Below are 5,716 nucleotides of genomic sequence, written 5' to 3' on the forward strand. Positions count from 1 at the left end.
ATCGCCCAGAGCCATCGCCCAGAGCCGCCTCGTGCCGGTGAAAATCGGTGAGCCGGTCAAAGGTGCCGGTCGTCAGTACCTGGTGGCCAATGCCCAGTTGCAGGATTACCGCGCCGTGTTGCTTGAGCTCGATTACGCGCCGGGCAAGCCGGTAACCCTGGATCTGGAAGCGGCCGAAGCCTTGGGCGTCGGTGAAGGTGCCAGCGTGCGCCTGGTGGCGGTTTAACGCCGGCTTGGATTTCCAGCGAGAAATACCTGGAAAGCAGCGAAATTTCACGGGTGGCGCAAGCGGCCCGTTTGAGGAGATAGCATGATCGTTCGTCCCGTACGCAGCAGCGATTTACCCGCTCTGATCGACCTGGCCCGCAGCACCGGCACCGGCCTGACCACTTTGCCGGCCAACGAAGAGCGTCTGGCCCATCGGGTCGGCTGGGCCGAGAAGACCTTTCGCGGCGAAGCCGGGCGCGCTGATGCGGACTACCTGTTCGTACTCGAAGACGATAATGGTCGTGTGGTGGGCATTTCCGCCATCGCCGGCGCGGTCGGCCTGCGCGAGCCTTGGTACAACTTCCGGGTCGGTCTGACGGTCAGCGCTTCGCAAGAGCTGAACATCTACCGCGAGATCCCGACGTTGTTCCTGGCCAATGACCTGACCGGCAACTCGGAATTGTGCTCGTTGTTCCTGCACGCCGATTACCGCATCGGCCTCAATGGCCGCATGCTGGCGAAGGCGCGGATGCTGTTCATTGCCGAGTTTCCGCAACTGTTCGGCAACAAGATCATCGCCGAGATGCGCGGTGTCTCCGACGAAGCCGGGCGTTCGCCGTTCTGGGAAAGTCTGGGCCGTCATTTCTTCAAGATGGAGTTCAGCCAGGCCGACTACCTGACGGGCGTGGGCAATAAGGCGTTCATCGCCGAACTGATGCCGAAGTTTCCGCTGTACACCTGTTTCTTGTCGCCAGACGCGCGCAACGTCATCGGCCAGGTTCACCCGGACACCGAACCGGCGCTGGCCATGCTCAAGAGCGAAGGTTTCAGCTACCAGGGCTACGTCRACATTTTCGACGCCGGCCCGGCCGTCGAATGCGAAACCGGCAAGATCCGCGCAGTACGTGACAGCGRGGCACTGGTATTGGCCATCGGCACGCCAGGTGACGACGCGACGCCGTTCCTGATCCACAACCGCAAGCGCGAAGACTGCCGGATCACTGCCGCGCCAGCACGCCTTGCCGCCGGCACGCTGGTGGTTGATCCGCTGACCGCCAAACGCCTTCAACTCAACGCTGGCGATCAAGTGCGCGCCGTTGCGTTGTCTGCTGCCCGGGAGTCGAAATAATGAATTCGCTATACATCGCAGGTGAATGGCTGGCCGGCCAGGGCGAAGCCTTCCAGTCGCTGAACCCGGTGACCCAGCAAGTGTTGTGGTCCGGCACAGGCGCCACGGCTGCTCAGGTTGAGTCCGCCGTGCAAGCCGCGCGTCAGGCATTCCCGGGCTGGGCCCGGCGTACGCTGGACGAGCGCATTACCGTGCTTGAGGCCTTTGCCGCTGCACTGAAAAACAAGGCTGACGAACTGGCACACTGCATCGGTGAAGAAACCGGCAAACCGCTGTGGGAATCGGCGACTGAAGTGACCAGCATGGTCAACAAGATCGCGATTTCCGTGCAGAGCTACCGCGAACGTACTGGCGAGAAGAGCGGCCCTCTGGGCGACGCTACCGCAGTGCTGCGCCACAAGCCGCATGGCGTGGTGGCGGTGTTCGGCCCTTACAATTTCCCAGGCCACTTGCCGAACGGTCACATCGTGCCAGCGTTGCTGGCCGGTAACAGCGTGTTGTTCAAGCCGAGCGAGCTGACCCCGAAAGTCGCCGAGCTGACGGTTAAATGCTGGATCGAAGCCGGTCTGCCTGCGGGCGTGTTGAACCTGCTGCAAGGCGCTCGCGAAACCGGTATCGCCCTGGCGGCGAACCCGGGCATCGACGGTTTGTTCTTCACCGGTTCCAGCCGCACGGGCAACCACTTGCATCAGCAATTCGCCGGTCGTCCAGACAAGATCCTTGCGCTGGAGATGGGCGGCAACAACCCGCTGGTGGTCGACGAAGTGGCGGACCTCGATGCTGCCGTTTACACCATCATTCAGTCGGCGTTTATTTCTGCCGGACAGCGTTGCACCTGTGCACGCCGTTTGCTGGTGCCGCAGGGCGCCTGGGGCGACACGCTGCTGGCGCGTCTGGTGGCGGTGTGTGCAACGATTGAAGTCGGTGCGTTTGATCAGCAACCGGCACCGTTCATGGGGTCGGTCATCTCCCTTGGCGCAGCGAAAGCGTTGATGGATGCGCAAGAACACTTGCTGGCCAATGGTGCAGTGGCCTTGCTGGAAATGACTCAGCCTCAGGCTCAGGCCGCGTTGCTGACTCCAGGTATTGTGGATGTGACGGCCGTGGCTGATCGTCCAGACGAAGAGCTGTTCGGCCCGTTGCTGCAAGTGATCCGCTACGCTGATTTTGAAGCGGCGATCACCGAAGCCAACGACACCGACTATGGCCTGGCGGCCGGTCTGCTGTCGGATTCCGAAGCGCGTTACCAGCAGTTCTGGCTGGAAAGCCGCGCGGGTATCGTCAACTGGAACAAGCAATTGACCGGTGCTGCGAGCAGCGCGCCGTTCGGTGGTGTCGGCGCCTCGGGCAACCATCGCGCCAGCGCCTACTACGCCGCAGATTACTGCGCGTACCCGGTGGCCTCGCTGGAAACCCCGAGCCTGACTTTGCCTGCGGCTCTCACGCCTGGCGTGAAAATGGCGTGATGCCCATCGCCAGCAGGCTGGCTCCCACAGGTTCGGTGGTGTTCACACATATTGTGTTCGACGCAATCACTGTGGGAGCCAGCCTGCTGGCGATGGCCGCGCCTCGGTCTTACTGAATTGTTACTTGAAGCCTATAACAACAGATTCTCGTGGAGCCTCGATGATGAAATCCTATGAAGTCAATTTTGACGGTCTAGTGGGGCCGACCCATAACTACGGCGGTTTGTCCTACGGCAACGTCGCTTCCCAGAGCAACAGCCAGCAGTCTTCGAACCCGAAGGAAGCTGCGCTGCAAGGTCTGGCGAAAATGAAAGCGCTGACGGAAATGGGCTTTCAACAAGGAGTGCTGGCGCCCCAAGAGCGTCCGGACGTGGCCGCTCTGCGCCGTTTGGGTTTCAGCGGCACCGATGCTCAAGTAATCGAACGCGCTGCCAAAGAAGCAATGCCGTTGCTGGTCGCCAGTTGCTCGGCGTCGAGCATGTGGGTGGCCAACGCCGCCACGGTCAGCCCGAGTGCCGACACCGCGGATGGCCGCGTGCATTTCACCGCCGCCAACCTCAACTGCAAATACCACCGCAGCATTGAACACCCGACCACCAGCCGCGTGCTGGGCGCGATGTTCGCCGATCAGCAGCACTTTGCGCACCACGCGGCCTTGCCGGCTGTGGCGCAGTTCGGTGRCGAAGGTGCCGCCAACCATACCCGTTTCTGCCGTGAATACGGTGAAGCGGGCGTCGAGTTCTTCGTATTCGGTCGTAGCGCTTTTGACACCCGTTATCCGGCACCGCAGAAATACCCGGCGCGCCAGACATTGGAGGCCTCCCAGGCCGTTGTCCGCTTGCACGGCCTGAGCGAAGACGGCGTGGTCTACGCACAGCAAAATCCGTCGGTGATCGATCAGGGCGTATTCCACAACGACGTGATCGCCGTGGGTAATGGTGAGGTGTTGTTCTATCACGAGGACGCCTTCCTCGACACCGAGCACATGCTTGCCGAGCTGCAAAGCAAACTCGCCAAAGTCGGCGGGAAATTCCAGTCAGTCTGCGTACCGCGTTCAGCGGTAACCGTTGAAGACGCCGTTCGTTCCTACCTGTTCAATAGCCAACTGCTGTCGCGTCCTGACGGTTCGATGCTGTTGATCGTGCCGGAAGAGTGCCATGGCAACGAGCGTGTCTGGCAGTACCTGCAAGGTTTGACCAGCTCCGGCGGCCTGATCCGCGAAGTGAAAGTGTTCGATCTGAAGCAGAGCATGCAGAACGGCGGTGGCCCGGCTTGCCTGCGACTGCGCGTCGCACTGAACGAAACCGAACTGGCAGCGGTGAACCCAGGGGTTATCATGACGGCACCGTTGTACGGCACGTTGACCGAATGGGTCGACAAGCACTACCGCGACCGCATGACCGAAAACGATCTTGCGGACCCGCAATTGCTGCTTGAGTGCCGGACGGCACTGGATGAACTGACGCAAATCCTTAAACTGGGCGCGGTTTATCCATTCCAGATCAATTGAAAGTCTCAAACGAGAGCGTAAAACCATGAGCGATACCCTGCAGCTGATCCTTGAAGACACCGATGGCACGCAACTGGAAACTACCTGCACCCGCGTCGCGGTCATGTGGCAAGGCAAAGAGCTGTGGATCCAGCACGATGGCCGCGGCCAGCTGCTGATCGGTGTGGACGTTGAAGAAGGCGACGCTGAATACGCAAACCTGCTGCTGCGCCCATTGGCGACTAATCTGGTAAGTCTGCAACTGGAAATGGAACCGGCTGAAGTCGGTGACGAAGACCACGTGCATGGCCCGGATTGCGCACACGACCACTAAGGAAACCGCTCTATGCTCGCCCTCGGCAAACTGCTTGAACTGACCCTCGCCGGCCGTGAACCGGCGGAGAAGACTCAACTGACTGTCGAAGGCGTGCGGATGCGCTGGTTGAGCGAAGGTGCGCTGGAAGTCCGGCCACCTGAAGCCCGTGACAATGGCCTGGACCTGCTGCTGTCGGCCGGTATCCACGGCAACGAAACAGCGCCGATCGAATTGCTTGATCGCCTGTTGCATGACATCGCTCGTGGCGACTTGAAGCCACGCGCACGAATTCTGTTTCTGTTCGGTAACCCTGACGCGATCCGTAAAGGCGAGCGCTTCATCGAACAGGACGTCAATCGGCTGTTCAATGGCCGTCACGAACAGAGCAGCGGCTCAGAAGCCTTGCGTGCTTGTGAGCTGGAGCGGCTGGCGGCGGTTTTCTTCAGCCTGCCGGATCGCCAGCGTCTTCACTATGATCTGCACACCGCGATTCGCGGCTCGAAAATCGAGCAGTTCGCCTTGTACCCCTGGAAGGAAGGTCGCCAGCATTCGCGTAAAGAGCTGGCACGCCTGCGTGCTGCCGGCATGGAGGCGGTGCTGTTGCAGAACAAGCCATCCATCGTCTTCAGTTCCTACACCTACGATAAACTGGGCGCCGAGTCTTTCACCCTTGAATTGGGCAAGGCGCGGCCGTTCGGGCAGAACGCCGGGGTTAATGTTTCCCTGCTGGAAACCCGCCTGAAACAGATCATCGAAGGTACCGAACCGGAACTGACCGAATCGGCTCTGGACGGTTTGCAGCTGTACAGCGTGGCGCGGGAAATCATCAAGCACAGCGATAGCTTCCGCTTGAACCTTCCGGCGGACATCGAGAACTTTTCTGAGCTGGATGTGGGTTACCTGTTGGCGGAAGATATCGCCAACACCCGCTGGATCATCGAAGAAGAGGGCGCCCGGATTATCTTCCCGAACCCCAAGGTGAAGAACGGCTTGCGTGCCGGCCTCCTGGTCGTGCCAGCCACCGACGAAAACCTCGCCTGACGCCAATCTCTGACGAGCCACAGGGCTAATGTGGGAGCGGGCTTGCTCGCGAATACGGTGTGTCATTC

Annotated in this window: 6 protein-coding genes; all 6 read left to right on the forward strand. The window is 60.5% G+C overall.

The genetic code is table 11. The features are described 5' to 3' along the window. Positions 1 to 226: arginine N-succinyltransferase (locus AC1DRJ_RS18055; RefSeq protein WP_477803360.1), on the forward strand; the 226-nt coding region annotated here is incomplete at its 5' end. Positions 227 to 310: 84 nt separating this feature from the next. Next, on the forward strand, positions 311 to 1,336 hold the full coding sequence (gene astA / locus AC1DRJ_RS18060; RefSeq protein ID WP_477803361.1) for an arginine N-succinyltransferase: 1,026 nt from the start codon (positions 311 to 313) through the stop codon (positions 1,334 to 1,336). After that, positions 1,333 to 2,802, forward strand: coding sequence for a succinylglutamate-semialdehyde dehydrogenase (astD, locus tag AC1DRJ_RS18065; RefSeq protein ID WP_477803363.1), 1,470 nt, complete (start codon positions 1,333 to 1,335; stop codon positions 2,800 to 2,802). The genes astA and astD overlap by 4 nt, the downstream gene beginning before the upstream one ends. A gap of 163 nt (positions 2,803 to 2,965) precedes the next feature. Next, positions 2,966 to 4,312 (forward strand): N-succinylarginine dihydrolase, encoded by a 1,347-nt coding sequence (gene astB / locus AC1DRJ_RS18070; RefSeq protein WP_477803364.1) that lies wholly within the window; start codon positions 2,966 to 2,968, stop codon positions 4,310 to 4,312. Between the two features lie 25 nt (positions 4,313 to 4,337). Further along, positions 4,338 to 4,625, forward strand: a complete 288-nt coding sequence (locus AC1DRJ_RS18075) for a topoisomerase II (RefSeq protein ID WP_150806678.1) — start codon at positions 4,338 to 4,340, stop codon at positions 4,623 to 4,625. 12 nt (positions 4,626 to 4,637) lie between these two features. After that, positions 4,638 to 5,648: a succinylglutamate desuccinylase gene (astE, locus tag AC1DRJ_RS18080; RefSeq protein WP_477803362.1), complete on the forward strand. Its 1,011-nt coding sequence runs from the start codon at positions 4,638 to 4,640 to the stop codon at positions 5,646 to 5,648. Positions 5,649 to 5,716: the final 68 nt, after the last annotated feature.

Source organism: Pseudomonas sp. P5_B2, assembly GCF_056400445.1.

Bases quoted from the DNA above. Each gene is read 5' to 3' on its own strand.
- AC1DRJ_RS18075 (WP_150806678.1), top strand. From the start codon at position 4,338: ATGAGCGATACCCTGCAGCTGATCCTTGAAGACACCGATGGCACGCAA.
- astE (WP_477803362.1), top strand. From the start codon at position 4,638: ATGCTCGCCCTCGGCAAACTGCTTGAACTGACCCTCGCCGGCCGTGAA.